General features: G+C 63.9%; 2 protein-coding genes. Both read left to right on the forward strand.

From position 1 onward, the window contains the following. Nucleotides 1-1,891, forward strand: a 1,891-nt coding sequence (locus C7964_RS19635; RefSeq protein WP_110281238.1) for a relaxase/mobilization nuclease domain-containing protein, incomplete at its 5' end; no start/stop codon positions are given. Nucleotides 1,892-1,899: 8 nt separating this feature from the next. Beyond that, nucleotides 1,900-2,747: type IV secretory system conjugative DNA transfer family protein (locus C7964_RS19640; RefSeq protein WP_181417267.1), on the forward strand; the 848-nt coding region annotated here is incomplete at its 3' end.

The following is a 2,747-nucleotide window of genomic DNA, read 5'->3' on the forward strand; positions in this document are numbered from 1 at the left end:
GGGGCATTTCGACTACATCATCGCGGTGCATGAGGACCGCGATCACCCGCATGCGCATCTGGTGCTGAACCGCCGCTCGCAGGAAGGCGAGTTCTTTTTCCTCGGGCGCAACCATCGCTTCAACTATGACGATTTCCGCCTTGCCATGGTCGAGGAGGCGGAGAAGTATGGTGTGCGCCTGGAGGCCACGCGGCGGGTGGATCGTGGGGTTGTGCATTACCCGGCCCGAACCAGCGAGGTTTATGCCGCGAAAGAAGAGGGCCGCGCGCCACGTGAGCGCGAACGTGTTGGGCAGGACTTGACCCGGACGCTGGCGGAGATCGCCAACACCAGAACCGTCTACCATTCGCTTGCTGCGGAGGCCTCCCGTGAGGCCCGCGAGGATATTGCCGCGGCCCTCTTCCGCGCGGGCGAGGTGCTGGCGCATGGCGGGCAGGTGGACCGAACAGGAGATGTGTATATGGCCGAGGATCAAAGTTTCGAGGATCTGAGAAGCCTCTATGCGGAGAAGCTCGCGCGGGTGCAGGGCATGATCGCCGAGAAACCTGATGCCGAGCGGCCCGCGCTGGAGAAAAGCCTCACCGCCATCCAGGCGCAGGTCCAGCACATGCAGCCTCTCGGTTTGCGAACATCCACGCTGTCAGAGACCCCCTCGGAGGGCGGGATCTATTCCGAGGCCAATATCGACACCAAACAGCTAGAACGTCTTGCCGAGCCGGACTTGCGGTCGCGCATAGACACCGCCCTGCGCGGCACCGGGATCAGCACATCGGAAGTGGTGGCCCGGATCGAAACCAGGGCCTCGAGTGCCGCGCTCGAACATCAATGGATCGCCGATGATCTAACACGCGTGGCGGAGGCGCGGGATCTGAACCTTGAACGCCGCGCCGATCTGGAACAGGCGCGCGACATTCTCAACGATGTGCACGTCGAACTTGGCACGCTCTTGGAGCAGGAGAACGTGCTGCGCCGGGATGGTGTTATGGAGGAGGAAGCGGTCAGCGAGCGGTTCCACTATCACGAGGGTGCAGTGCGGGAGATGGAAGGGACAATCCGTCAGGAGATGCGCGTAGACGGCCTGACGACGCAGCAGATCGAGGACCGGGATTGGGAGGTTGTCTCGCGGGCGGAGCGCCGGATCGAAACAGAGCAGCGGGCGTATCTCGAGGCACATCCGGACCTGCTCGCCCGCCCGGGCGATGTGATCGACCGGTCCGAGCCCTACAGGGAGACTATCACCGATGCGGCCCGCGCCAGCGAGATCACCCGTGAGGTCGACCGGATCATGGAGGGGCGCGACCTCCGCACGCCTGTTGCAGATGCTGTCGCAGATGACTTGCGCGCGCGCAATCCGGACATGCCCTCCCACCTCGCCCGTGGTCTCGGCGCGACCTATGCGGCCGTCGTGGAGATACGGGACACGGAGGTCATCAATCAGGTCCGCCGCGAAACCGAGATGCGCGACGGGCTCGGGTCTGGCACGCGTGACGACATCCTCTCAACCCGCGATGAAACGGCGATGCGGTCTGATGACCGTACCGACCGCCTTGCAGACGAGATTGCCCGTGTCCTGGACCATGAGCGGGCGGGGGAGTTGACCGCACCCTTCGAGACCGAGGCGGAGCGGGACGCTTTCCGCGACGAGATCGCGCGGGTGCTGGATGACCGCCAATTGGGCCGGCTCAGATCCGGCGATGCCGATGCGCTGGAAAAGGTTCTCGAGGACCGGCTTGACCGGCTCTATGTCGCCAAGGTCTACCTGCAATCCGATGCCGCGACGGCCAACACGGAGGCCTTGCGCCAGGTGGTCGACGATCTTGCTGACACCGAATATGAAAAACACCGCGCGACAGACGTGGATGGCGAGACCGAGCGAGGCCAGGTCCATTGAGCGCCGCCATGGGAAAAGCGCGTATCGCCACAGGCGTCCTGTTGGTGACGCTGGTGACCGCCGCCATGGGCTATACCATCGCCTCGGCGGTGCTGACCTACCAGGATCTCGGCTTCGGGGCCGAGATCGACTTTGCCTATATCGCGCAGAACTATCTGGCGATCCGCGATCGCCGCCCCGAAGATGCCCAGCTCATCCACCTGATCGTCGGCAGCTTTGCCGCCGCTGGCATGATGCTGAGCCTTGCTCTTTCGGGATCGGCCCTCACACGCTTTGGACAGACCCATTGGCAGACCGCGCGCGAGATGAAGGCCAACGGGTTTTTCGGGGCGCCTGGGACTGGGTTCATCCTCGGCAAGCTTGGGACGCCCGGCTCCCGCGCAAAATACATTTGCTCCAAGGTCTTCCCGCATGCGCTGATCGTGGCGCCCACGGGCCGCGGCAAGACCACGGGCTTTGTCATTCCGAACCTGCTGACCTGGCAGGGATCCGCCGTGACTCTCGATGTGAAGGGCGAGTGTTTCGAGGCCACGGCCCGGCACCGCGCAGCCCAAGGCGACAAGGTCTATCGCTTTGCCCCCACCGATTGGGAGGGCAAGCGCACGCATCGCTACAACCCGCTCCTGCGCATCTATCAACTGAAAGATCCCGCGCGCCAGCAGATGGAATTGCAGCTTCTCGCGACGCTCTTCCTGCAGAGTGACAACGACCGGGTGCAGGGCCTCCTCAAAGGCGGGATTGATCTCTTTGTGGCAGCAGGCCTGCTGGCGTTCCAGCGCAAGCGTCCGACCTTGGGCGAGATCTACCGCATCGCGGCCTCGGGCGGGAACAAGCAGAAGGAGTATTTCGCGCGGGG

The organism is Loktanella sp. PT4BL (assembly GCF_003201935.1).
Taxonomy (GTDB): Bacteria; Pseudomonadota; Alphaproteobacteria; order Rhodobacterales; family Rhodobacteraceae; genus Yoonia.